Source organism: Burkholderia latens (assembly GCF_902499045.1).
GTDB lineage: Bacteria > Pseudomonadota > Gammaproteobacteria > Burkholderiales > Burkholderiaceae > Burkholderia > Burkholderia latens.
Genome location: NZ_CABVPL010000057.1, coordinates 18506 through 42461, shown reverse-complemented (window position 1 = coordinate 42461; position 23956 = coordinate 18506). Strand labels below are relative to the sequence as shown.

General features: G+C 64.8%; 22 protein-coding genes and 1 tRNA gene. 20 read left to right on the top strand and 3 right to left on the bottom strand.

Annotated features, from left to right (window positions below; all coding sequences use genetic code 11):
• Positions 1 to 154: 154 nt before the first annotated feature.
• Positions 155 to 1699: a 2-isopropylmalate synthase gene (locus tag BSE24067_RS28115; RefSeq protein ID WP_151065504.1), complete on the top strand. Its 1545-nt coding sequence runs from the start codon at positions 155 to 157 to the stop codon at positions 1697 to 1699.
• A 79-nt stretch (positions 1700 to 1778) separates the two neighbouring features.
• Here the strand turns inward: BSE24067_RS28115 and BSE24067_RS28110 are convergent, their stop codons facing one another.
• The 3 genes from BSE24067_RS28110 to BSE24067_RS28100 all read right to left on the bottom strand — a co-directional run bounded on the left by BSE24067_RS28110 (position 1779) and on the right by BSE24067_RS28100 (position 4914).
• Positions 1779 to 3329 carry a SulP family inorganic anion transporter gene (locus BSE24067_RS28110; RefSeq protein WP_151065505.1) on the bottom strand — a complete coding sequence of 517 codons (1551 nt, stop codon included), beginning with the start codon at positions 3327 to 3329 and terminating at the stop codon, positions 1779 to 1781.
• 39 nt (positions 3330 to 3368) lie between these two features.
• Positions 3369 to 4010: a carbonic anhydrase gene (locus BSE24067_RS28105; protein ID WP_151065506.1), complete on the bottom strand. Its 642-nt coding sequence runs from the start codon at positions 4008 to 4010 to the stop codon at positions 3369 to 3371.
• Between the two features lie 391 nt (positions 4011 to 4401).
• Entirely contained in the window at positions 4402 to 4914 is a 513-nt protein-coding gene (locus tag BSE24067_RS28100) for a hypothetical protein (protein WP_151065507.1), read from the bottom strand.
• 185 nt (positions 4915 to 5099) lie between these two features.
• Between BSE24067_RS28100 and BSE24067_RS28095 the strand changes: the two genes are divergently transcribed.
• The 19 genes from BSE24067_RS28095 (at position 5100) to nuoL (ending at position 23953) form a co-directional block, all read left to right on the top strand.
• Positions 5100 to 6359, top strand: a complete 1260-nt coding sequence (locus BSE24067_RS28095; protein ID WP_151065508.1) for a branched-chain amino acid ABC transporter substrate-binding protein — start codon at positions 5100 to 5102, stop codon at positions 6357 to 6359.
• Positions 6360 to 6477: 118 nt separating this feature from the next.
• Complete coding sequence (gene rpsO / locus BSE24067_RS28090) at positions 6478 to 6747, top strand: 30S ribosomal protein S15 (RefSeq protein WP_006398792.1); 270 nt, start codon at positions 6478 to 6480, stop codon at positions 6745 to 6747.
• Positions 6748 to 7041: 294 nt separating this feature from the next.
• Complete coding sequence (gene pnp, locus BSE24067_RS28085; protein WP_151065509.1) at positions 7042 to 9189, top strand: polyribonucleotide nucleotidyltransferase; 2148 nt, start codon at positions 7042 to 7044, stop codon at positions 9187 to 9189.
• 142 nt (positions 9190 to 9331) lie between these two features.
• Complete coding sequence (locus tag BSE24067_RS28080; protein WP_151065510.1) at positions 9332 to 10351, top strand: NAD(P)H-quinone oxidoreductase; 1020 nt, start codon at positions 9332 to 9334, stop codon at positions 10349 to 10351.
• A 140-nt stretch (positions 10352 to 10491) separates the two neighbouring features.
• Entirely contained in the window at positions 10492 to 11247 is a 756-nt protein-coding gene (gene tpiA / locus BSE24067_RS28075; RefSeq protein ID WP_151065511.1) for a triose-phosphate isomerase, read from the top strand.
• A 72-nt stretch (positions 11248 to 11319) separates the two neighbouring features.
• A complete protein-coding gene (gene secG, locus BSE24067_RS28070) occupies positions 11320 to 11697 on the top strand; it encodes a preprotein translocase subunit SecG (RefSeq protein ID WP_060348145.1) in 378 nt (125 codons plus the stop codon).
• 110 nt (positions 11698 to 11807) lie between these two features.
• Positions 11808 to 11892, top strand: a tRNA-Leu gene (locus BSE24067_RS28065).
• A gap of 154 nt (positions 11893 to 12046) precedes the next feature.
• The gene (locus BSE24067_RS28060) at positions 12047 to 12406 is read left to right on the top strand and encodes an NADH-quinone oxidoreductase subunit A (RefSeq protein WP_006398798.1); all 360 of its coding nucleotides are present in this window, start codon (positions 12047 to 12049) and stop codon (positions 12404 to 12406) included.
• Positions 12407 to 12468: 62 nt separating this feature from the next.
• Positions 12469 to 12948 carry a NuoB/complex I 20 kDa subunit family protein gene (locus BSE24067_RS28055; RefSeq protein ID WP_006398799.1) on the top strand — a complete coding sequence of 160 codons (480 nt, stop codon included), beginning with the start codon at positions 12469 to 12471 and terminating at the stop codon, positions 12946 to 12948.
• Positions 12949 to 12969: 21 nt separating this feature from the next.
• A complete protein-coding gene (locus tag BSE24067_RS28050; protein ID WP_124498165.1) occupies positions 12970 to 13572 on the top strand; it encodes an NADH-quinone oxidoreductase subunit C in 603 nt (200 codons plus the stop codon).
• 9 nt (positions 13573 to 13581) lie between these two features.
• Positions 13582 to 14835: an NADH-quinone oxidoreductase subunit D gene (locus tag BSE24067_RS28045; protein WP_151065512.1), complete on the top strand. Its 1254-nt coding sequence runs from the start codon at positions 13582 to 13584 to the stop codon at positions 14833 to 14835.
• Positions 14836 to 15015: 180 nt separating this feature from the next.
• Entirely contained in the window at positions 15016 to 15501 is a 486-nt protein-coding gene (gene nuoE, locus BSE24067_RS28040) for an NADH-quinone oxidoreductase subunit NuoE (RefSeq protein WP_040144673.1), read from the top strand.
• Positions 15498 to 16808, top strand: a complete 1311-nt coding sequence (gene nuoF / locus BSE24067_RS28035) for an NADH-quinone oxidoreductase subunit NuoF (RefSeq protein ID WP_059448009.1) — start codon at positions 15498 to 15500, stop codon at positions 16806 to 16808. The genes nuoE and nuoF overlap by 4 nt, the downstream gene beginning before the upstream one ends.
• An 84-nt stretch (positions 16809 to 16892) precedes the next feature.
• Positions 16893 to 19223 (top strand): NADH-quinone oxidoreductase subunit NuoG, encoded by a 2331-nt coding sequence (gene nuoG / locus BSE24067_RS28030; RefSeq protein ID WP_151065513.1) that lies wholly within the window; start codon positions 16893 to 16895, stop codon positions 19221 to 19223.
• A complete protein-coding gene (nuoH, locus tag BSE24067_RS28025; protein ID WP_040144670.1) occupies positions 19224 to 20291 on the top strand; it encodes an NADH-quinone oxidoreductase subunit NuoH in 1068 nt (355 codons plus the stop codon).
• Positions 20292 to 20306: 15 nt separating this feature from the next.
• Positions 20307 to 20795, top strand: coding sequence for an NADH-quinone oxidoreductase subunit NuoI (gene nuoI, locus BSE24067_RS28020; RefSeq protein WP_006398806.1), 489 nt, complete (start codon positions 20307 to 20309; stop codon positions 20793 to 20795).
• Positions 20796 to 20900: 105 nt separating this feature from the next.
• The gene (locus BSE24067_RS28015) at positions 20901 to 21551 is read left to right on the top strand and encodes an NADH-quinone oxidoreductase subunit J (protein ID WP_151065514.1); all 651 of its coding nucleotides are present in this window, start codon (positions 20901 to 20903) and stop codon (positions 21549 to 21551) included.
• An 18-nt stretch (positions 21552 to 21569) separates the two neighbouring features.
• Complete coding sequence (gene nuoK / locus BSE24067_RS28010) at positions 21570 to 21875, top strand: NADH-quinone oxidoreductase subunit NuoK (protein WP_004185739.1); 306 nt, start codon at positions 21570 to 21572, stop codon at positions 21873 to 21875.
• A gap of 17 nt (positions 21876 to 21892) precedes the next feature.
• On the top strand, positions 21893 to 23953 hold the full coding sequence (gene nuoL / locus BSE24067_RS28005; protein WP_151065515.1) for an NADH-quinone oxidoreductase subunit L: 2061 nt from the start codon (positions 21893 to 21895) through the stop codon (positions 23951 to 23953).
• The last annotated feature ends 3 nt before the right edge of the window (positions 23954 to 23956 follow it).

Here is a 23956-nt window from a genome sequence, read left to right as displayed (position 1 = left end):
TCTAGCCGGTGCGCCGCTACGCGCGCTAGCTTTGGCGCGCCTGCCGCGCTGACCGTTCTCGCCCTCCGTCAAGCCTCGTCTGTTGTTGAGCGTCGCCAGCGGTGGCGCGATCTCATTACGTTTGATTCCCGTATAAAGAGCCCTGGAGCCCCCCATGACAGACAAGCTGATCATTTTCGATACGACGTTGCGTGACGGCGAACAATCGCCCGGTGCGTCGATGACGAAGGAAGAGAAAATCCGCATCGCGAAGCATCTCGAGCGGATGAAGGTCGACGTGATCGAGGCCGGCTTCGCGGCCAGCTCGAACGGCGACTTCGATGCGATCCAGACGATCGCCGGTCTCGTGAAGGACAGCACGATCTGCTCGCTGGCGCGCGCGAACGACAAGGACATCCAGCGTGCGGCCGATGCGCTGAAGCCGGCCAACAGCTCGCGGATCCACACGTTCATTGCGACGTCGCCGCTGCACATGGAAAAGAAGCTGCGCATGACGCCGGACCAGGTGTTCGAGCAGGCGCGCCTCGCGGTGCGCTTCGCGCGCAAGTTCACCGACAACGTCGAATTCTCGCCGGAAGACGGCAGCCGTTCGGATCTCGACTTCCTGTGCCGCGTGCTGGAAGCCGTGATCGACGAAGGCGCGACGACGATCAATATCGCCGACACGGTCGGCTATGGCGTGCCGGAGCTGTACGGCAAACTCGTGAAGACGCTGCGCGAACGCATTCCGAACTCGGACAAGGCGATCTTCTCCGTGCATTGCCACAACGACCTCGGGATGGCGGTCGCGAACTCGCTCGCCGGCGTGAAGATCGGCGGGGCGCGCCAGGTCGAGTGCACGATCAACGGTCTCGGCGAGCGCGCGGGCAACACGTCGCTCGAGGAAATCGTGATGGCGGTGAAGACCCGCAAGGACTACTTCGGCCTCGACGTCGGCATCGACACGACGCAGATCGTGCCGACGTCGAAGCTCGTGTCGCAGATCACCGGTTTCGTCGTGCAGCCGAACAAGGCCGTGGTCGGCGCGAACGCTTTCGCGCACGCGTCGGGCATCCACCAGGACGGCGTGCTGAAGGCGCGCGACACCTACGAGATCATGCGCGCGGAAGACGTGGGCTGGACCGCGAACAAGATCGTGCTCGGCAAGCTGTCGGGCCGCAACGCGTTCAAGCAGCGCCTGCAGGAGCTCGGCGTGTCGCTCGACAGCGAAGCGGAACTGAACGCCGCGTTCATGCGCTTCAAGGATCTGGCCGACCGCAAGGCCGAGATCTTCGATGAAGACATCATCGCGATCGTCTCCGAGGAATCCGCGCTCGCGCAGGAGCAGGAACACTTCAAGTTCGTGTCGCTGTCGCAGCATTCGGAAACCGGCGAGCAGCCGCAGGCGAAGGTCGTGTTCGCGGTCGAGGGCAAGGAAGTGACCGGCGAAGCGCGCGGCAACGGCCCGGTCGACGCGACGCTGAACGCGATCGAGAGCGAGGTCGGCAGCGGTTCCGAACTGCTGCTGTACTCGGTGAACGCGATCACGACCGGCACGCAGGCGCAGGGTGAAGTGACGGTGCGGCTGTCGAAGAGCGGCCGGATCGTCAACGGCGTCGGCACCGATCCGGACATCGTCGCGGCGTCCGCGAAGGCGTACATCGCCGCGCTGAACAAGCTGCACTCGAAGGACGACAAGCTCAACCCGCAGCGCGCGTAAGCGCCGCGCGCCGAGCGCGTGAAACGCCTGAAACGCCCCGCGCGGCCTTGTGCCGCCGGGGCGTTTTGTCATGCGGCGGTCATTCGGCGGCCGGTGTGCGCAACAGCCAGCGGCGCGCGGTCGGGCTCGCTGCCGGGCTGCGCCGGCGGAATTCGACCGTGATTCCGCGCCGAGGCGCATCGGCGATGAACGCGTCGAGCACCTCGAGCACGTCGTGGTCGATGTAGTCGGCGCGTGTCGCATCGATGATCACGGCCGCGCGGTCCGGAATGTGGCGCAGGTGATGCTTGACCTGCACCTTGCCGAGGAACGACACGTCCTTGCGGAACGACAGCAGGAAGTGGTCGTCGTGCTGCGCGAGCGTGACGGGGCTCTTCAGGTTGGCGGCGGCGACTGCGAACACGCTGCATGCGAGGCCCATTGCGATGCCGAACAGCAGGTCGACCGCGAGCACGCCCGCGATCGTCGCCGCGAACGGCACGAACGCGGCCGGGCCTTGCTTCATCACCGAGCGGAACAGCGCCGGTTTCGCGAGCTTCAGACCGGTGTGGATCAGGATCGCGGCGAGGCTCGCGAGCGGGATCAGGTTGATCAGGCCGGTGAGCGCGAACACGCTCGCAAGCAGCAGGATCCCGTGCACGATCGCCGACATCCGGCTTTGCGCGCCGGCGTTGACGTTGGCCGAACTGCGCACGATCACCGACGTGATCGGCAGGCCGCCGACGGCGCCCGCGACGAGATTGCCGACGCCCTGTGCCTTCAGCTCGCGATCGGGTTGCGTCGGCCGCCGCTTCGGATCGATCTGTTCGACCGCTTCGAGGCACAGCAGCGTCTCGAGGCTCGCGACGACCGCAAGCGTGATCGCCACGCGCCACACGTCCGGATTGGCCAGTTGTGCGAAGTTCGGGCCGAGTTCCGCGTGCTTGAGCGATGCCGCGAGCGCCGCGAACGAGTCGAACTCCGGCAGCGTGACGCGATGCGCGGCGCCCGGTGCGGCCGCCGGGGCGATCGCGCCGAGCACGAGCGTCGCGCCGATGCCGAGCACGACGACCGCGAGCGGCGCGGGCACCGAGCGCACCCACGCGAACCGCTTGAATGCCGGTGTGTCCCACGCGACCAGCAGCGCCAGCGATGCGATCGCGATCGCCGTGGCGGCCCACGCAGCGGGCATGTCCGGCCACGAAGCAAACGATTGCGTGGCCGGGCCGCCAATGCCGAATGCGAACGGAATCTGCTTGACGATCAGCAGCAAGCCGATCGCGGCGAGCATGCCCTTGATGACCGGCGACGGCACGTACGCGGCGAAGCGGCCGGCGCGCAGCATGCCGAAGCCGAACTGCAGCACGCCGGATAGCAGCACCGCGAGCAGGAACGCGGAAAAGCTGCCGAGTTGAGCGATCCCTTCGACGACGATCACGACGAGGCCGGCGGCCGGTCCGCTGACCGACAGCGACGAGCCGCTCAGCAGCGCGACGACGATGCCGCCGACGATGCCGGACACGAGCCCGGCGAACGGTTCGACGCCGGACGCATTGGCGATGCCGAGACAGAGCGGCAGCGCGACGAGGAAAACGACGATGCCGGCGACGATGTCGCGCGGCAGGGTGGACAGGCGCTCGTTCAGTTTCATGATGGGGGCGATTTCATGGGTGTTGGGAGGAAGCGCGGATCAGCCGAGCGCGACGGCCGCGGCAGCCTGTTCCGGTTCGGTTTCGACCGGCGGCGCGGTGTAGCCGGAGTCGAGCTCGTTCAGGCGGCCGTCGGCAAGCGAGAAAATCCAGCCGTGGACGAGCGGCGGCCGCTGGCGGCCGCGCACGATCGGCGACGCGCGCAGCTGCCGCACTTGTTCGAGCACGTTCAGTTCGGCGAGCCGGTCGGCGGCAGCCGTGTCGTCGAGGCCGTCGAGCGTGTCGCGATGGCGCCGCGCAAGCGCGCAGAGCGGCGCGATGCGCCGCGCGACGTGCGGCAGATCGGCCGGCGGCGGCAGCAGCGACGCGCGTACGCCGCCGCAGCCGTAGTGGCCGCACACGATCACGTGGTCGACCTCGAGCACGCGCACGGCGTACTCGAGCACGCTCGCGGAGTTGTCGTCGTCGGGATGAAACAGGTTCGCGATGTTGCGATGGACGAACAGCTCGCCGGGCACGCTGTGCGTGATGGTTTCGGCCGGCACGCGGCTGTCGGAGCAGCCGATCCACAGCACGCGCGGATTCTGGCCGCGCGCGAGCGCGTCGAAGAAGCCGGGCGTATGTTCGCGCGTCTCGCGGGCCCAGGCGATGTTGGCAACCAGCATGCTCTTGGGGCGGTTCATGAGGACTCCTTTCTGATCAACGCAAATAAATGAAAACCGGACAAAGGGGAGCAATAGGATGCTTTCTAAATTGAAAGGTTCAATTTCGACTGATATTAGGGGTATGCCCTAGCATCCGGTGTTACTGATACAAATTGTTTCAACTCGATCTGGCGCGGTGCATCGAATGCACCAATCCTACGCATGACATGCATCGCGGGTGCCTGTTTCCCGCCGCCGGCCGGGGCGCAAGGGATCCGGATAATGACGGCCGGAGCGGCCGTCGATCGGAAAGCATTGCCGCGCCGTATTGGCGGTTAATCGAATATGGCGGAAAAAAGGAAATGGCCATTCACGCAATGATTCGTGAATGGCCATTGTGAAAATTTCGCGTAAATGCGTAATCGACGGATCAGAACAGATTGCGGCGATCGGGGTCGTGCAGCGGATCGGGGGTTTTCTGCGTGGTGCGCAGGATGCCCTGCGGATCGAAGTAGAAGCTGTACATCATGTACCAGACGTTGTCTTCGAGATACCGGTACGTCCACACCTCGCGCTTCATCAGCGGGAAGTAGGACGTCTCGACCGGGCGGCCGAAGTTCACGAGCACGTCAGTCTTGGTCCACTTGCCGATCTCCGCGCGATAGAACTCGCTCGGCTGCAGCACCTGGCGCACGTTGACGATCCGGTGCGCCGCGTCGACGTCGGCCGCGATCGTGATTTCGCCCATCGGCTGGGTCGGCCACATCAGGCGCTTGCCGCCGCCGGGCAGGTCGTAGATCTCGCGCGGCGGCCCCATGCGCGCGACGATCGCCGACTCGTCCTGGCCGGCCTGGTATTGCTGCCACGGTTGTGCGCAGCCGGCGAGCAGCGCCGCCGCGCAGGCGGCCAGCACCGGCAGGCGCACGGGAATGCGAATGCGCATGAGATTCTCCAGAACTAGAACTCGCTAACCGCTCAGTTGTATCACGGACCGCGCGTGCCGGCGCATCGCGGAGCAAAAATCGGTGCGGATCGCCGTCTCGGTGCCGTGCAGCGTCATGCTTGCGGCCGGCGCCACCACCGGCCTATGATCCGCGCTTCCCTGACAGATTGGAGGACAGGTTGCCGATGCAGGTGTGGAAACGATGCGCGCTCGCGTTGAGCGCCGGATGGATGGTGGCGTCGTCCGCGTTCGCGGCCGGCGAGCCGGTGCGGATCGCGCTGATCGAAGGGATGTCGGGCCCGTTCGCGAACGCGGGCGCGGCGGTCGAGCGCAACCTGCGCTTCGGCGTCGAGCAGGTCAACGCGGCGGGCGGCGTGAAACTGCGCGACGGCGCGCATCCGCTCGAGCTGGTCGTGCTCGACAGCAAGGGCAGTCCCGAAGAGGCGCTCGTGCAGCTGCGCGCGGCGGCGGACCGGCGCATCGGCTTCGTCGCGCAGGGCAACAGCTCGGCGGTCGCGGCCGCGCTCGTCGCGGCGCTCGACAAGCTGAACGCGCGCAACCCCGACAACCGGATGTTGTTCGTCAACTATTCGGCCGACGATCCGGCGCTGACCGGCGCGCGCTGCAGCTTCTGGCATTTCCGCTTCGATGCGCACGCCGGGATGCGGATGGCCGCGCTCGCGGACGTGATGGCGCGCGACCGCGCGCTGCGCAAGGTCTATCTGCTGAACCAGGACTACAGCTTCGGTCACGACGTCAGCACGCTGGCACGGCAGGCGCTCGCCGAGCGGCGCCCCGACGTGACGATCGCCGGCGACGAATTCCACCCGATCGGCCGCATCAAGGATTTCTCGCCGTACGTCGCGAAGATCCGCGCGAGCGGCGCGGACGCCGTCGTGACCGGCAACTGGGGCAACGATCTCACGCTGCTCGTGAAGGCGGCACGCGAGCAGGGGTTGAACGCGAAGTTCTACACGTTCTACGGCAACAGCCTCGGCGCGCCGGCCGCGCTCGGCGACGCGGGCGTCGGGCGCGTGGTGGCGGTCGCGGACTGGCATCCGAACGCGGGCGGCGCGAAGTCGGACGCGTTCTATCGTGCGTTCCGGACCCGTTTCCCGGCTGCGCAGGACGACTATCCGGTGCGCCGGATGAGTCTGATGGTCGAAATGCTCGCGGCCGCGATGAACCGTGCCGGATCGGCCGACCCCGTCGCGGTGGCGCGTGCGCTGGAAGGGCTGTCGTTCGACGACGGCTTCCACGCATCGACGATGCGGGCGCAGGATCACCAGCTGATCCAGCCCCTTTACGTAATGGAAATGGACAAGGCCGGCACGCCGGGGGTGCGCTTCGACAACGAGGGGTCGGGCTACGGTTTCCGCACGGTTCTCGCGGTGCCCGCACAGCGCACGCAGATGCCGTCGACGTGCTCGATGACGCGCCCGTGACAGGGGGCGGTAGGAACGGCGTGCAGTTGTGCTACAATGCCCGCCGGTTGTAAGTCACGGCACGGCCATTCTTCCGTGTCCGCCTGTCCAGTTAGAAGTAGGAAATCAAGGAAATCACATGTCTGTTGCAGATATCAAGAAGTCGGAAGTCGTTGCTCAGTTCGCCCGCGGTACCAACGACACGGGTTCGCCCGAAGTCCAGGTCGCACTGCTGACCGCACGTATCGTCGAACTGACGGGTCACTTCAAGACCCACGCGAAGGATCACCACAGCCGCCGCGGCCTGCTGCGCATGGTGAGCCGCCGCCGCAAGCTGCTCGACTACCTCAAGGGCAAGGATGCCGACCGTTACCGCGCGCTGATCGAGAAGCTGGGTCTGCGTAAGTAATCGAGGCGATTGCCGCCAGCAAGATGCCTGTGTCAGTCCGCTGATGCAGGCATTTTGTTTTTGCGCGGTGCGTAGCGTCACGCGCACCGCAGGCCGTCCGGCACAGGGATGCCGGGCTGCCGGAACGGCTGATACCGGGGTCGGGATTTGTGTCATTCCAGCGCGCCGCTGCTCGTCGAGCGCCGCGCTGGAATGGCATAAAAAACACACCTTGCTCCGGGTGATTCGGTCGGGACGCCGCCGCGCGGGATGGCCCGGGCGGCGAATGAAATGAATGAATTCAAAGGAGCAACCATGTCCATGTTCAACAAGGTCGTGAAGGAATTCCAGTGGGGCCAGCACAAGGTGCGCCTCGAAACCGGTGAAGTCGCTCGCCAGGCGAGCGGTGCGGTGATCGTCGACGTGGAAGACACCGTCGTGCTGGCAACCGTCGTCGGCGCGAAGTCGGCGAAGCCGGGTCAGGACTTCTTCCCGCTGACCGTCGACTACCTCGAAAAGACCTACTCGGCCGGCAAGATCCCGGGCGGCTTCTTCCGTCGCGAAGGTCGTCCGTCGGAACACGAGACGCTGACGTCGCGCCTGATCGACCGTCCGCTGCGCCCGCTGTTCCCGGAAGGCTTCTACAACGAAGTCCAGGTCGTGATCCACGTGCTGTCCGTGAACCCGGAAATCCCGGCGGACATCCCCGCGCTGATCGGCGCATCGGCCGCGCTCGCCGTGTCGGGCCTGCCGTTCAACGGTCCGGTCGGTGCCGCGCGCGTCGCGTACATCGACAACGCGTACGTGCTGAACCCGACGCGTGAACAGCTGAAGGCATCGCGCCTCGATCTCGTCGTCGCCGGCACGGAGCGTGCGGTGCTGATGGTCGAATCGGAAGCCGACCAGCTGCCGGAAGACGTGATGCTGGGCGCGGTCGTGTTCGGCCACGAGCAGATGCAGACCGCGATCGACGCGATCCACGAACTCGTGCGCGAAGGCGGCAAGCCCGAGTGGGACTGGCAGCCGGCACCGAAGAACGAGGCGCTGATCGCGCGCGTGACGGAACTGGCGCACGGCGACCTGCTCGCGGCTTACCAGCTGCGCGACAAGCAGGCGCGTTCGACGAAGCTGAAGGAAGTCTACGCGGCGACCTCGGCGAAGCTCGAGGAAGAAGCGCTGGCGGCCGGCACGGTCGCGGCCGACAAAGCTACCGTCGGCAACATCCTGTTCGACATCGAAGCGAAGATCGTCCGTTCGCAGATCCTGAACGGCGAGCCGCGCATCGACGGCCGCGACACGCGCACCGTGCGTCCGATCGAGATCCGCACCGGCGTGCTGCCGCGCACCCACGGGTCCGCGCTGTTCACGCGCGGCGAAACGCAGGCGCTCGTCGTCGCGACGCTCGGCACGAAGGGTGACGAGCAGATCATCGACGCGCTCGAAGGCGAATACCGCGAGCGCTTCATGCTCCACTACAACATGCCGCCGTTCGCGACCGGCGAAACGGGCCGCGTCGGCTCGCCGAAGCGCCGTGAAATCGGCCACGGCCGCCTTGCGAAGCGCGCACTGGTCAAGTGCCTGCCGAGCGCCGACGAATTCGGCTACTCGATTCGCGTCGTGTCGGAAATCACCGAGTCGAACGGTTCGTCGTCGATGGCATCGGTGTGCGGCGGCTGCCTCGCGCTGATGGACGCCGGCGTGCCGATGAAGGCGCACGTCGCGGGCATCGCGATGGGCCTGATCCTCGAAGGCAACAAGTTCGCGGTGCTGACCGACATTCTCGGCGACGAAGACCACCTCGGCGACATGGACTTCAAGGTAGCCGGCACCGAGCAAGGCGTGACGGCGCTGCAGATGGACATCAAGATCCAGGGCATCACGAAGGAAATCATGCAGGTCGCGCTCGCGCAGGCGAAGGAAGGCCGCATGCACATCCTCGGCAAGATGACGGCGGCCGTTTCGGGTGCGAACACGCAGCTGTCGGAATTCGCGCCGCGCATGATCACGATCAAGATCAACCCGGAAAAGATCCGCGACGTGATCGGCAAGGGCGGTTCGGTGATCCGCGCGCTGACGGAAGAAACCGGCACGACGATCGACATCTCCGACGACGGCGTCGTGACGATCGCGAGCACGAGCAGCGAAGGCATGGCCGAAGCGAAGAAGCGCATCGAGCAGATCACGGCCGAGATCGAAGTCGGCCAGGTGTACGAAGGCACGGTGCTCAAGCTGCTCGATTTCGGCGCGATCGTAAACCTGCTGCCGGGCAAGGACGGCCTGCTGCACATCTCGGAAATCGTCAACGAGCGCGTGAAGGACATCAACGACTACCTGAAGGAAGGCCAGCAGGTGAAGGTCAAGGTGATCCAGACGGACGAGAAGGGTCGCGTGCGTCTGTCGGCGAAGGCGCTGCTGAACGAAGCAGCGGCGGCGTCGCAGTCGGATACGCCGCCGCAGCAGTAAGCGGGCAGGCGGGAGAACGGCCGGCAGCGCGAAAGCGCGCCGGCCGTTTTTTCTGTAGCATCGTTGTGCGGCGCAGCAGCGCCCGCGACGCGCCCGTGCCGCGCACGGCGCGTGATCCGATTCCGATTCTGGAGCGATTCCCATGAAAGCCATCGAAATCACCGAATTCGGCGCCCCCGACGTGTTGAAGCTCGCGGAGCGTCCGCGCCCGGAACCGCAGCGCGGGGAAGTGCTGATCAAGGTGGCGGCCTCCGGCGTGAACCGGCCGGACGTATTCCAGCGCAAGGGTGCGTATGCGCCGCCGCCGGGCGCGTCCGATCTGCCGGGCCTCGAGGTCGCGGGCGAAATCGTCGGCGGCGACTTGTCGGATGCCGCGTCGAATCCGTTCGGTCTGAAGCTCGGCGATCGCGTGTGCGCGCTGCTTGCGGGCGGCGGCTACGCCGAGTATGCGGTCGCGCCGCTGCCGCAGTGCCTGCCGGTGCCCCACGGGCTCACCGACATCGAAGCCGCGTCGCTGCCTGAAACGTTCTTCACCGTGTGGAGCAACGTGTTCGACCGCGCGCTGCTCGGCGCAGGCGAAGGCGGCGAGCACGAAACGCTCCTCGTGCAGGGCGGCTCGAGCGGGATCGGCGTGACGGCGATCCAGATCGCGCATGCGCTCGGCTTTCGCGTGTTCGCGACGGCCGGGAACGAGGACAAATGCCGCGCATGCGAGGCGCTCGGCGCCGAGCGTGCGATCAACTACAAGACCGAAGATTTCGTCGAGGTCGTCAAGTCGCTGACGCACGATCGCGGCGTCGACGTGATTCTCGACATGGTCGCGGGCTCGTACGTGCCGCGCGAGCTGTCCGCGCTCGCGGACGGCGGCCGCCTCGTGCTGATCGCGCTGCTCGGCGGCGCGAAGGCCGAGGTCAACCTGAACGAAATCCTGCGCCGCCGGCTGACGGTCACGGGCTCGACGCTGCGCCCGCGGCCGGTCGAGTTCAAGGCGCGGATCGCCGCGCAGCTGAAGGCGCGCGTGTGGCCGTTGCTCGCGGACGGCCGGATCAAGCCGGTGATCTACCGCGTGCTGCCGGCCGGGGAGGCCGCGCAGGCGCATGCGTTGATGGAAAGCGGCGAGCACATCGGCAAGATCGTCCTTGATTGGGGCGCGAACGCGTGACGGCCCGCGTGGCGGGCTTGACATGCGCGGTTTGACCGGTTCAAGCCGCGCGCAGTAAAATCGCGGGTTTGCTTCGCCAGATCCAACCTGACGGCCGGGTTCCGGCGCGTTAATGACAAGATAGTGACGAGACAGACACGATGTCGAAACAACGAACAAAGCGAGTGATCGGCAACTGGAAGATGCACGGCCGGCTGGCCGGCAACCAGGCGCTGCTGAACGAAGTGGTGCAGGGTGCGGGCGCGGTGGCGGCGGAAACGTCGATCGGCGTGTGCGTGCCGTTCCCGTATCTCGCGCAGGTTCAGGCGCTGCTCGGCGGCGGCCGTGTCGCGTTCGGCGCGCAGGACGTGTCCGCGCACGAGCAAGGCGCGTTCACCGGCGAGGTCGCGGCCGCGATGGTGGCGGAGTTCGGCGCGCGGTATGCGATCGTCGGTCACTCGGAGCGTCGCGCGTATCACGGCGAGCGCAGCGAGACGGTCGCCGCGAAGGCGCAGCGTGCGCTTGCGGCAGGCCTCACGCCTGTCGTATGCGTCGGCGAAACGCTCGACGAGCGCGAAGCGGGCACGACCGAGCAGGTGGTCGGTGCGCAGCTCGACGCCGTGCTTGCGGTGCTGAGCGCCGACGAAGCAGCGCGCATCGTCGTCGCATACGAACCGGTGTGGGCGATCGGTACGGGCAAGAGTGCGACGTCGGCGCAGGCGCAGGAGGTGCACGCGTTCCTGCGTGCGCGTCTCGCGGCGAAGGGGGCGGCGCACGTGTCCGTGCTGTACGGCGGCAGCGTGAAGCCGGACAACGCGGAAGAGCTGTTCTCGCAGCCGGACATCGACGGCGGCCTGATCGGCGGCGCGTCGCTGAAGGCGGAAGATTTCCTGGCGATCTGCCGGGCCGCACGTTGAGCGGTCCGCAATCGAATTGAACCATGAAGGCGGCCGGTCGTTCCGGTCGCCCGATCCAATCGGGTGGGTGTGATGCTGTTATTCAAGACGCTGATTATTGTCGTGCAGGTGCTGTCTGCGCTGGGTGTGATCGGGCTCGTGCTGTTGCAGCACGGCAAGGGTGCCGACATGGGTGCCGCATTCGGCAGCGGCGCATCGGGCAGCCTGTTCGGTGCGACGGGCTCGGCGAACTTCCTGTCTCGCACGACGGGCATCCTCGCGACGATCTTCTTCGTCGCGACGCTCGCGCTGACGTACCTCGGTTCGTACAAGTCGACACCGTCGGCCGGCGTGCTCGGCACGGTAGCGACCGCGCCGGCATCGGCGCCCGCAGCGTCGGCGCCGGCCGTCGCAGCATCCGCTGCCGCGGGTTCGGCTGCAAGCGCGCCGGGCCAGGACGTCCCGAAATAAAAGTTCAATTTTTTGCGTTTGTGCGTTGAACAAATCTGGAACTCGGGTTAGAATTTAATTCTTGAAGCGATTCGCGGGAAACGAGCAGTACAACCCGAGTTGCATGCAGTGCCGACGTGGTGAAATTGGTAGACACGCTATCTTGAGGGGGTAGTGGCGAAAGCTGTGCGAGTTCGAGTCTCGCCGTCGGCACCAAAGTTACTCAATGCCAGCCGCTTCTAGTGGCTGGCATTTTTCATTTGTGGGGTGTCCCTTGCGATTGTCTTGTGATCGCCTGCACTCCGAAATGATTCCTTCCGCCGGAAGTGGTATTCTCCGGACGCTCAGAACCAACCGATAGAGGATTGCCTTGAACCTCGCAGCCTATTACCCCGTCTTGTTGTTCCTCCTCGTGGGCACTGGTTTAGGTATAGCGCTGGTCAGCATCGGCAAGCTCCTTGGTCCCAACAAGCCGGACGTCGAGAAGAACGCACCGTACGAGTGCGGCTTCGAAGCCTTTGAAGACGCCCGGATGAAATTCGACGTCCGGTACTACCTCGTCGCCATCCTGTTCATCATCTTCGATCTCGAAACCGCATTCCTGTTTCCGTGGGGCGTCGCGCTCCGGGACATCGGCTGGCCGGGTTTCATCGCAATGATGATTTTTCTGCTCGAATTCCTGCTGGGCTTTGCCTATATCTGGAAGAAAGGCGGCCTCGACTGGGAGTGATGGGTTAATCGCCGGTTTGCATGGGCGGCCACGCTGGGCCGCTCGTCTGGAGTGGAAAGCAAATGAGTATCGAAGGGGTCTTGAAGGAAGGGTTTGTCACCACGACGGCTGACAAGCTGATCAACTGGACGCGCACCGGCTCGCTGTGGCCGATGACGTTCGGGCTCGCGTGTTGCGCCGTCGAGATGATGCATGCGGGCGCGGCCCGTTACGACCTGGACCGGTTCGGCGTCGTGTTTCGCCCGAGCCCGCGCCAGTCGGACGTGATGATCGTGGCCGGCACGCTGTGCAACAAGATGGCGCCCGCGCTGCGCCGCGTGTACGACCAGATGGCCGAGCCGCGCTGGGTGATCTCGATGGGGTCGTGCGCGAACGGCGGCGGCTACTACCACTACTCGTACTCGGTGGTCCGCGGTTGCGACCGGATCGTGCCGGTCGACGTCTACGTGCCGGGCTGTCCGCCTACGGCCGAGGCGCTGGTCTACGGCGTGATCCAGCTTCAGGCGAAGATCCGCCGCACCAACACCATCGCCCGTCAATAAAGCCCCGAGCGTCCCCTCAATATGGCAAGCAAAATCGAGACCCTCAAGGCAAACCTCGAAGCCGCGCTCGGCGCGCGCGTGGTGAGCCTCACCGAAGCGATCGGTGAACTGACGCTCGTCGTGAAGGCGAGCGATTACCTCGAAGTCGCAAAGACGCTGCGCGACGATCCGAAGCTCCGTTTCGAGCAGCTGATCGACCTGTGCGGCGTCGACTATCAAACGTATGGCGACGGCGCGTACGACGGCCCGCGCTTCGCGGCCGTGTCGCAGCTGCTGTCGGTCACGAACAACTGGCGCCTGCGCCTGCGCGTGTTCGCGCCGGACGACGATCTGCCGATCGTCGCGTCGCTCGTCGACATCTGGACCTCCGCAAACTGGTACGAGCGCGAAGCGTTCGATCTCTACGGTCTCGTGTTCGAGGGCCACCCCGACCTGCGCCGCATCCTCACCGACTACGGCTTCATCGGTCATCCGTTCCGCAAGGACTTCCCGGTGTCGGGCTACGTCGAAATGCGTTACGACCCGGAAGAGAAGCGAGTCGTCTACCAGCCGGTGACGATCGAGCCGCGCGAAATCACGCCGCGCGTGATCCGCGAGGATCGCTATGGCGGTCTGAAACATTAAGGGGGCGTCATGGCAGAAATCAAGAACTACACCCTCAACTTCGGCCCGCAGCACCCGGCAGCGCACGGTGTGCTGCGCCTCGTGCTCGAGCTCGACGGCGAAGTGATCCAGCGCGCCGATCCGCACATCGGCCTGCTGCACCGCGCGACTGAAAAGCTCGCGGAAAACAAGACCTTCATCCAGTCCGTGCCGTACATGGACCGTCTCGACTACGTGTCGATGATGGTCAACGAACACGGCTACGTGCTCGCGATCGAGCGCCTGCTCGGCATCGACGTGCCGGAGCGCGCGCAGTACATCCGCGTGCTGTTCGACGAGATCACGCGCGTGCTGAACCACCTGATGTGGATCGGCGCGCACGCACTCGACGTCGGCGCGATGGCGGTGTTCCTGTACGCATTCCGCGAGCGCGAAGATCTGATGGACGTGTACGAGGCGGTGTCCGGTGCGCGGATGCACGCCGCGTACTACCGTCCGGGCGGCGTCTATCGCGACCTGCCGGACGCGATGCCGCAATACAAGGCGTCGAAGATTCGCAACGAGAAGGCGCTCGCGAAGATGAACGAAGCGCGCAGCGGCTCGGTGCTCGACTTCATCGACGATTTCTTTACGCGCTTCCCGAAGTGCATCGACGAGTACGAAACGCTGCTGACCGACAACCGGATCTGGAAACAGCGTCTGGTCGGGATCGGCGTCGTCAGCCCGGAACGTGCGCTGCAGATGGGCCTGACGGGCCCGATGTTGCGCGGCTCCGGCATCGCGTGGGACCTGCGCAAGAAGCAGCCGTACGAAGTGTACGATCGCATGGATTTCGACGTGCCGGTCGGCGTGAACGGCGATTGCTACGACCGCTATCTCGTGCGCGTCGAAGAAATGCGCCAGTCGGTCCGGATCGCGAAACAGTGTATTGAGTGGCTCCGCAAGAATCCGGGCCCCGTGATGACCGACAATCACAAGGTTGCGCCGCCGTCGCGCGTCGGCATGAAGACCAACATGGAAGACTTGATTCACCACTTCAAGCTCTTCACCGAAGGTTTTCACGTGCCGGAAGGCGAAACGTACGCCGCAGTCGAGCATCCGAAGGGCGAGTTCGGCATCTATCTCGTGTCGGATGGTGCCAACAAGCCGTATCGCCTCAAGATCCGCGCACCGGGCTTCGCGCACCTCGCGTCGCTCGACGAAATGGCGCGCGGCCACATGATTGCCGACGCCGTCACGATCATCGGTACGCAGGACATCGTGTTCGGCGAAATCGATCGCTAATGGTTGCGCCGCCCGCGCGAGCGGGCGGCGAGCAGTCAGTCACACGCGAAGTCACATGCGGTATGCGCTGAACCGGCGCGGCTTCGCAAGCTGTCAACAGTGAGCGCCAGGTCTGCCGTCCATGCACAGCAGTGCGGCAGGTTGTTCGTTCGGTAGGAATTGAAAGAGTCGTGTCTGAAAATGATCTCAGCTGAAGGCCTGAAGGAAATCGATCGAGCGTTGACGAAGTATCCCGCCGATCAGAAACAGTCCGCCGTGATGTCGGCGTTGGCCGTCGCTCAGGAAGAGCACGGCTGGCTGTCGCCCGAACTGATGCAGTTCGTCGCGGACTATCTCGGCATGCCGGCCGTCGCCGTGCAGGAAGTCGCGACGTTCTACACGATGTACGAGCTCAAACCGGTCGGCAAGCACAAGATCACGCTCTGCACGAACCTGCCGTGCCAGCTCGGTCCGCACGGCGGCGCGGAAGCGACGGCCGAGTACCTGAAACAGAAGCTGGGCATCGATTTCGGCGAGACCACGCCCGACGGCAAGTTCACGCTGAAGGAAGGCGAATGCATGGGCTCGTGCGGCGATGCGCCGGTGCTGCTGGTGAACAATCACAGAATGTGCAGCTTCATGAGCCGCGAGAAGATCGACCAGCTGCTTGAGGAGCTTTCGAAATGACGTCCCTTCACGACCGTCACATCAAACCGCTGATCCTCGCTGGTCTGAACGGCGAGAACTGGCATCTCGAAGATTACGTTGCGCGCGGCGGCTACAAGCAGCTGCGCCGCATTCTCGAAGAAAAGATTCCGCCCGAGCAGGTGATCGCCGACGTGAAGGCGTCGGGCCTGCGTGGCCGTGGCGGTGCGGGCTTCCCGACCGGCCTGAAGTGGAGCTTCATGCCGCGCCAGTTCCCGGGGCAGAAGTACCTCGTCTGCAACTCGGACGAAGGCGAGCCGGGCACGTTCAAGGATCGCGACATCCTGCGTTGGAACCCGCATGCGCTGATCGAAGGCATGGCCATCGGCGCGTACGCGATGGGCATCACCGTCGGCTACAACTACATCCACGGCGAAATCTTCGAAGTGTATCGACGCTTCGAAGCCGCGCTCGACGAAGCGCGCGCGGCCGGGTTCCTCGGCGACAACATCATGGGCTCGGAATTCTCGTTCCAGCTGCACGCGCACCACGGTTACGGCGCGTACATCTGCGGCGAGGAAACGGCGCTGCTCGAGTCGCTCGAAGGCAAGAAGGGCCAGCCGCGCTTCAAGCCGCCGTTCCCGGCGAGCTTCGGCGTGTACGGCAAGCCGACCACGATCAACAACACCGAGACGTTCGCGGCGGTGCCGTTCCTGCTGTCCATCGGGCCGCAGAATTACCTCGAGATCGGCAAGCCGAACAACGGCGGCACGAAGATCTTCTCGGTGTCGGGCGACGTCGAGCGTCCGGGCAACTACGAAGTGCCGCTCGGCACGCCGTTCGCGACGTTGATGGAGCTCGCGGGCGGGATGCGCGGCGGCCGCAAGATCAAGGCCGTGATTCCGGGCGGCTCGTCGGCGCCGGTGATCCCGGGCGACATCATGATGCAGACCGATCTCGATTACGACTCGATCGCGAAGGCGGGCTCGATGCTCGGCTCCGGCGCGGTGATCGTGATGGACGAGACGCGCTGCATGGTGCGTTCGCTGCTGCGCCTGTCGTACTTCTATTACGAGGAATCGTGCGGCCAGTGCACGCCGTGCCGCGAAGGCACGGGCTGGCTGTACCGCGTCGTGAATCGTATCGAGCACGGCGAAGGGCGCCAGGAAGATCTGGACCTGCTGAACTCGGTCGCCGAGAACATCATGGGCCGCACGATCTGCGCGCTCGGCGATGCGGCGGCGATGCCGGTGCGCGGGATGCTCAAGCATTACTGGGACGAATTCGCGTACCACGTCGAGCACAAGCAGTGCATGGTCGGCGGCCACGCGCACGCGGCGGCAGCCTGAAGCGAAGCACCGGTTGCGGAATTTGAGCGCACGGTCGGGCCAAGGCGCGAACGGGCGGAAATAGGTTAAGGACCATTCACCATCATGGTTGAACTTGAAATAGACGGCAAGAAGGTCGAGGTGCCCGAAGGCAGCATGGTGATCCAGGCTGCGCACAAGGCGGATACGTACATTCCTCACTTCTGCTATCACAAGAAACTGTCGGTCGCGGCCAACTGCCGGATGTGTCTCGTCGAAGTCGAGAAGATGCCGAAGGCCGTGCCTGCCTGCGCGACGCCCGTGTCGGCCGGCATGATCGTGCGCACGCAGTCCGACAAGGCCGTGAAGGCGCAGCAGTCGGTGATGGAATTCCTCCTCATCAACCACCCGCTCGATTGCCCGATCTGCGATCAGGGCGGCGAATGCCAGCTGCAGGATCTGGCGGTCGGCTACGGCAAGTCGTCGTCGCGCTATTCGGAAGAAAAGCGCGTGGTGTTCCACAAGAACGTGGGCCCGCTGATCTCGATGGAAGAAATGTCGCGCTGCATCCACTGCACGCGCTGCGTTCGGTTCGGCCAGGAAATCGCCGGCGTGATGGAGCTCGGCATGCTGGGCCGCGGCGAGCACTCGGAAATCACGACGTTCGTCGGCAAGACGGTCGACTCCGAGCTGTCGGGCAACATGATCGACCTGTGCCCGGTCGGCGCGCTGACCAGCAAGCCGTTCCGCTACAGCGCCCGCACGTGGGAACTGTCGCGCCGCAAGTCGGTGAGCCCGCACGATTCCGTCGGCGCGAACCTCGTCGTGCAGGTGAAGAACAACCGCGTGATGCGCGTGCTGCCGTTCGAGAACGAAGCGATCAACGAATGCTGGATCTCCGACAAGGATCGTTTCTCGTACGAAGGCCTGAACAGCGAAGAGCGCCTGACGAAGCCGATGCTGAAGCAGGGCGGCCAGTGGATCGAAACCGACTGGCAGACCGCACTCGAATACGTCGCGAAGGGCCTGAAGGGCATCGCCGCGGATCACGGCGCGAACGCGCTGGCGATGCTCGCGAGCGCGCACAGCACCGCTGAAGAGCTGTTCCTCGTCAAGCAGCTCGCGAGCGAACTGAAGACGCCGAACGTCGACTTCCGGCTGCGTCAGCAGGATTTCTCGGCGCCTGTCCAGGGCGCACCGTGGCTCGGCATGCCGATCGCGGAACTGTCGAACGTCGATGCCGCGTTCGTCGTTGGCTCGTTCCTGCGCCGCGACCACCCGCTGTTCGCCGCGCGCCTGCGTCAGGCCGCGAAGAACGGCGCGAAGCTGCATTTCCTGCACGCGACCGCCGACGACTCGCTGATCCCGACCGCGCAGCGCATCGTCGCGGCGCCGTCCGCATGGGTCGACGAACTGGCCGGCATCGCCGCGGCCGTCGCGCAACTGCGCGGCGTCGCGCTGCCGGATGCGCTCGCCGGCGTCACCGCATCGGCTGCCGCGCAGGCAGTCGCGCAGTCGCTCGCGAATGGCGAGCGCCGCGCGGTGCTGCTCGGCAACGTCGCGGTCCGTCATCCGCAATTCGCGCAGCTGCACGCGGTCGCGCAGTGGATCGCCGACAACACCGGCGCCACGCTCGGCTTCCTGACGGAAGCGGCGAACACGGTCGGCGCGCACGTCGTCGGCGCACTGCCGGGCGAAGGCGGCCTGAACGCACGCGAAGCGTTCGCGCAGCCGCGCAAGGGCTACGTGCTGCTGAACGTCGAACCGGAATTCGACACGGCCGATCCGGCGCAGGCACTTGCCGCGCTGAACCAGGCCGAAATGGTCGTCGTGATGTCGCCGTTCAAGCACGGCCTCGATTACGCCGACGTGCTGCTGCCGATCGCGCCGTTCACTGAAACGGCCGGTACGTTCGTCAACGCCGAAGGCACCGTGCAGAGCTTCAACGGCGTCGTGCGCCCGCTCGGCGACACGCGCCCGGCCTGGAAGGTGCTGCGTGTGCTCGGCAGCCTGCTCGGCCTGCCGAACTTCGAATACGAGACCGCCGAAGAAGTGCGTCTCGCGGCGCTCGGCGACGCAGGCGTCGCGAACCGTCTGTCGAACCAGGCGTCGGTCGCGCCGGCCCGCGTTGCGGCGCCTGCCGCGAACGGCAGCTACGAGCGCCTCGCCGACGTGCCGATCTATCACGCCGACGCGCTCGTGCGCCGCGCGGGTGCGCTGCACCTGACGGCCGCCGCGAAGGCGGCGAATGCCGCAGCGCTGCCGGCCGCGTTGTTCGACAAGCTGGGCTTGAAGGAAGGCGACGCGGTGCGCGTGCGCCAGGGCGAGCGCGCGGTGCAGTTGCCGGCCGTGCGCGACGCGAATCTTGCGGAGACGGTCGTTCGCGTGTCGGCGGCAACGCCTGCCGGCGCAGCGCTCGGCAGCCTGTCCGGTGAACTGGTGGTGGAGAAGGCGTAAATGAGCTTGTTCGATACGATCAACGCGGGCGGAGCCCAGCTTCTCGGCGTCGCATGGCCGACGGTGTGGGCGCTCGTGCGCATTCTCGTCGTCGCCGTCGTGATCCTGCTGTGCGTCGCGTACCTGATTCTGTGGGAACGCAAGCTGATCGGCTGGATGCACGTGCGTCTCGGCCCGAACCGCGTCGGCCCCGCCGGCCTGCTGCAGCCGATCGCCGACGTGCTGAAGCTGCTGCTGAAGGAAGTCATTCAGCCGACGGCCGCCAGCCGCTGGCTGTACCTGATCGCGCCGATCATGACCGTCGTGCCGGCGTTCGCCGTCTGGGCCGTGATCCCGTTCCAGGCCGAAGCCGTGCTCGCGAACGTGAACGCCGGCCTGCTGTATGCGATGGCGATCTCGTCGATCGGCGTGTACGCGGTGATTCTCGCCGGCTGGGCGTCGAACTCGAAGTACGCGTTCCTCGGCGCGATGCGGGCCGCGGCGCAGATGGTGTCGTACGAAATTTCGATGGGCTTCGCGCTGGTGCTCGTGCTGATGACGGCCGGCAGCCTCAACCTGTCCGAAATCGTCGGCTCGCAGCAGCACGGCTTCTTCGCCGGCCACGGCGTGAACTTCCTGTCGTGGAACTGGCTGCCGCTGCTGCCGGCGTTCGTCGTCTACTTCGTGTCCGGGATCGCCGAAACGAACCGCCACCCGTTCGACGTGGTGGAAGGGGAGTCGGAGATCGTCGCGGGTCACATGATCGATTACTCGGGTATGGCGTTCGCGCTGTTCTTCCTCGCCGAGTACATCAACATGATCGTGATCTCGGCACTGGCCGCGACGCTGTTCCTCGGCGGCTGGGACGCACCGTTCGAATTCCTGTCGTTCATTCCGGGCATCTTCTGGCTGGTGCTGAAGGTATTCGCGCTGCTGTCGGTGTTCATCTGGGTCCGCGCGACGTTCCCGCGCTACCGTTACGACCAGATCATGCGCCTGGGCTGGAAGGTGTTCCTGCCTGTCACGGTGATCTGGGTGGTCGTGGTCGGCTTCTGGATGATGTCGCCGCTCAACATCTGGGTGAAGTAAAGATCGGACGAAATCATGACGGCAATCCAACACTTCTTTAAGACCTTCTTCCTGACGGAGCTGCTGAAGGGGCTCGCGCTGACCGGTCGTTACACGTTCCGGCGCAAGTTCACCGTGCAGTTCCCGGAAGAGAAGACCCCGATCTCGCCGCGCTTTCGCGGGCTGCATGCACTGCGCCGCTATGAGAACGGCGAAGAGCGCTGCATCGCGTGCAAGCTGTGCGAGGCCGTGTGCCCCGCGCTGGCGATCACGATCGAATCGGAAACGCGCGCGGACAACACGCGCCGCACGACGCGCTACGACATCGACCTGACGAAGTGCATCTTCTGCGGTTTCTGCGAGGAAAGCTGCCCGGTCGATTCGATCGTCGAGACGCAGATTCTCGAGTACCACGGCGAAAAGCGCGGCGACCTGTATTTCACGAAGGAAATGCTGCTCGCGGTGGGCGATCGCTACGAGAAGGACATCGCCGCGGCGAAGGCCGCCGACGCGCCGTATCGTTGATTGTGTTTGCAGTGCCGGCCCGCGATGAACGGGCCGTGCCGCCGCGACGGGTGCGGGCGTCCCGCAAGCCGCGCCTGACTATGGCCTAACGATGAACCGGTAATCATGGAATTCACGACCGTACTGTTCTACATCTTCGCGCTGCTCCTGGTGGTATCAGGGCTGAAGGTGATCACTTCGCGCAACCCGGTGGCGTCTGCGCTTTTCCTTGTGCTGGCGTTCTTCAACGCGGCCGCGATCTGGATGCTGCTGGAAGCGGAATTCCTCGCGATCCTGCTGGTGCTGGTGTACGTGGGCGCCGTGATGGTGCTGTTCCTGTTCGTCGTGATGATGCTCGACATCAACATCGATTACCTGCGCCGCGACTTCAAGCGCTTCGTGCCGATGGCAACCGTGGTCGGCGCGATCATCGTGGTCGAGACCGCGCTGATCTTGTGGCGCGGCTACGGCGACACGCATGCGGCGCACGCGATGGCGACGGGCGCGATGGCTGACTGGTCGAACACGCGTCTGATCGGCAAGGTCATCTACACCGACTACATCTTCGCGTTTGAAATCGCCGGCCTGGTGCTGCTGGTCGCGATCATCGCCGCGATCGGGCTGACCGAGCGCAAGGGCAAGGACAGCAAGCGCCAGCGCGTGTCGGAACAGGTCAAGGTGCGCCGCGACGACCGCGTGCGCCTCGTGAAGATGGAAGCGGAAAAGCCGCAGCCGGAAACGGCGCAGAGCGAAGCCGGTACGAGCACCAACGGCTAAGCGGAGGAAAAGAAAACCATGCTGACTCTTGCTCACTACCTCGTGCTCGGCGCGATCCTCTTTGCGATCGCGATCGTCGGGATTTTCCTGAACCGCCGCAACATCATCATCATCCTGATGGCGATCGAACTGATGCTGCTGGCGGTGAACACCAACTTCGTCGCGTTCTCGCACTACCTCGGCGACGTGCACGGCCAGATCTTCGTGTTCTTCGTGCTGACCGTCGCCGCAGCGGAAGCCGCGATCGGTCTCGCGATTCTGGTGACCCTGTTCCGTAAGCTCGACACGATCAATGTCGAGGATCTCGATCAGCTCAAAGGTTAATTTCAGGCAACGCTGTTATGTCAACGACACTCAATGAAAACCTGCTGCTGGCGATTCCGCTCGCTCCGCTGGCCGGCTCGCTGATTGCGGGGCTGTTCGGGAACGCAGTCGGGCGCAAGGGCGCACACCGGATCACGATCCTCGGCGTATTGATCGCGTTCCTCCTGTCGGCGAAAGTCTTCGTCGACGTGATGGGCGGCGCGAGCTTCAACGCGACCGTCTATGAATGGATGAACGTCGGCTCGCTGAAACTCGAAGTCGGCTTCCTCGTCGATTCGCTGACCGCGATGATGATGGTCGTCGTGACCTTCGTGTCGCTGATGGTGCACGTGTACACGATCGGCTACATGTCGGAAGAAGACGGCTACCAGCGCTTCTTCTCGTACATCTCGCTGTTCACGTTCTCGATGCTGATGCTCGTGATGAGCAACAACTTCCTGCAGCTGTTCTTCGGCTGGGAAGCGGTGGGTCTGGTGTCGTACCTGCTGATCGGCTTCTACTTCACGCGTGAGAGCGCGATCTACGCGAACATGAAGGCGTTCCTCGTGAACCGCGTCGGCGACTTCGGCTTCCTGCTCGGCATCGGCCTGCTGCTCGCGTTCGCGGGTTCGATGAACTACGGCGAAGTGTTCGCGAAGCGCGCGGAGCTCGCGAGCCTGCACTTCCCGGGCACCGACTGGGGCCTGCTGACCGTCGCCTGTATCTGCCTGTTCATCGGTGCGATGGGTAAATCGGCGCAGTTCCCGCTGCACGTGTGGCTGCCTGACTCGATGGAAGGCCCGACCCCGATCTCCGCGCTGATCCACGCGGCGACGATGGTGACGGCCGGCATCTTCATGGTGTCGCGCATGTCGCCGCTGTTCGAACTGTCGGATACCGCGTTGTCGTTCATCACGGTGATCGGCGCGATCACCGCACTGTTCATGGGCTTCCTCGGGATCGTCCAGAACGACATCAAGCGTGTCGTCGCGTACTCGACGCTGTCGCAGCTCGGCTACATGACCGTCGCGCTCGGCGTGTCCGCGTATCCGGTCGCCGTGTTCCACCTGATGACGCACGCGTTCTTCAAGGCGCTGCTGTTCCTCGGCGCCGGCTCGGTGATCATGGGCATGCACCATGATCAGGACATGCGCAACATGGGCGGCCTGCGCAAATACATGCCGATCACGTGGATCACGTCGCTCGTCGGCTCGCTGGCGCTGATCGGTACGCCGTTCTTCTCGGGCTTCTACTCGAAGGACTCGATCATCGACGCGGTGAAGCTGTCGCACCTGCCGGGTTCGGGCTTCGCATACTTCGCGGTCGTCGCGAGCGTGTTCGTCACGGCGCTGTACTCGTTCCGCATGTACTTCCTGGTGTTCCACGGCGAAGAGCGCTTCCGCAATCCGAAGCATCCGGAATCGCCGATGGGCATGGCAGCCGCGCACGGTCACGACGATCACGGCCACGACCATGGCCACGGTCACGACGATCACGCGCACGAGCCGCACGAGACCCCGTGGGTCGTGTGGGTGCCGCTGGTCCTGCTGGCGATTCCGTCGATCATCATCGGTGCGATCGCGATCGGCCCGATGCTGTTCGGCGACTTCTTCCAGCACGGCGTCGCGTTCGACAAGGTGATCTTCATCGGCGAAAACCATCCGGCGCTGGCCGAGATGGCCGAAGAGTTCCACGGCTGGGTCGGCATGGGCCTGCACTCGGTGTCGGGCCTGCCGGTTTGGCTGGCGCTCGCCGGTGTCGTCGTCGCGTGGTTCCTGTACCTGAAGCGTCCGGATCTGCCGGCGTCGATCCGCCGCGCGTTCGGTCCGATCTACACGCTGCTGGACAACAAGTACTACATGGACAAGATCAACGAAGTGGTGTTCGCCCGTGGTTCGGTGGCGATCGGCCGCGGCCTGTGGAAGGAAGGTGACGTCGTCGTGATCGACGGCCTCGTCAACGGCAGCGCCCGGTTCATCGGCTGGTTCGCCGGCGTGATCCGCTTCCTCCAATCCGGTTACATCTATCACTACGCGTTCGCCATGATCATCGGCATGCTGGGGCTCCTGACCCTGTTTGTAACGCTCGGCGGCAAATAAGGC